Origin of the sequence: Micromonospora sp. DT44 (assembly GCF_049841635.1) — a bacterium.
Taxonomy (GTDB): Bacteria; Actinomycetota; Actinomycetes; order Mycobacteriales; family Micromonosporaceae; genus Micromonospora.
The window spans coordinates 1-973 of the sequence record NZ_JBNCKS010000148.1 but is presented as its reverse complement, the minus strand read 5'-3'; the positions used below and the strand labels follow the sequence as shown (position 1 = coordinate 973).

Below are 973 nucleotides of genomic sequence, written 5' to 3'. Positions count from 1 at the left end.
CGCCGATCGCTCCGCAACCCTCCAAAAAATCCTTCAGATCCTCGGGCATGCTCTTCGGAACAGTCTTGCCCTCCCGCAGCCAATTACGAAGGTCTTGTCCGAGGTGTACCACAATCCCGTTGGTGGCCTCCCTCTCGTATGTTTGCGGGGGGACTGTCAGCAGATTTGTTTGGCCATCTTTGTAGTATTCTCGTGCTATCTCGCCGAACGCCTCCCACCTAGCGTCACTACTGGACTTAGCAGCCCTGGACACGACCGCCCTCGCCACGTCGCCGATCGCTCCGCAACCCTCCAAAAAATCTTTCAGATCCTTGGGCATACTCTTCGGAACAGTCCTGCCCTCCCGCCGCCAATCATAAAGTTCTCGTCCGAGGTGTACCACAATTCCGTTGGTGGCCTCCCTCTCGTATGTTTGCGGGGGGAGTGTCAGCAGATTTGTTTGGCCATCTCCGTAGTATTCTCGTGCTATCTCGCCGAACGCCTTCCACCTAGCGTCACTACTGAACTTGGCAGCCCTGGACACGGCCGCCCTCGCCACGTCGCCGATCGCTCCGCAACCCTCCAAAAAATCCCTCACGTACTGGGGCAGGTCACCGGGAAGCTGCCCACCCTCCTGCCGCCAATCATAAAGATTTCTTCCGAGTTTTACCACAATCCCGTTGGTGGCCTTCCTCTTGTATGTTTGCGGGGGGGCTGGCAGCAGATTTTCTTGGCCATCTTTGTAGTAGTCTCGTGCTATCTCGTCGAACGCTACCCACTCTTTTTCGGTCCTCTTATAAACCATGAGACGTCCTCTCTGTTCTTTCAGCGGCCGGGACTCGGTGACTCAGAAGTGTGGCCGACGGTGGCCGACGTACGTGACGTGGCCGCCGGCAACCACCATGGGCTCGGTTATAATCCTGGAGCCCTCTTAGGTGTGCCGGGTGCCCACCGGAAGTGGTCGGCGGGTGGCGGGCTCCCGCTGTTGTCGTAG

General features: G+C 57.9%; 1 protein-coding gene. It reads right to left on the bottom strand.

Annotated features, from left to right (window positions below; translation table 11 throughout):
• The coding region (locus ACLQ25_RS32690; protein ID WP_425734585.1) for a hypothetical protein at nt 1-784 on the bottom strand (784 nt) is incomplete at its 3' end.
• Nucleotides 785-973 lie beyond the last annotated feature (189 nt).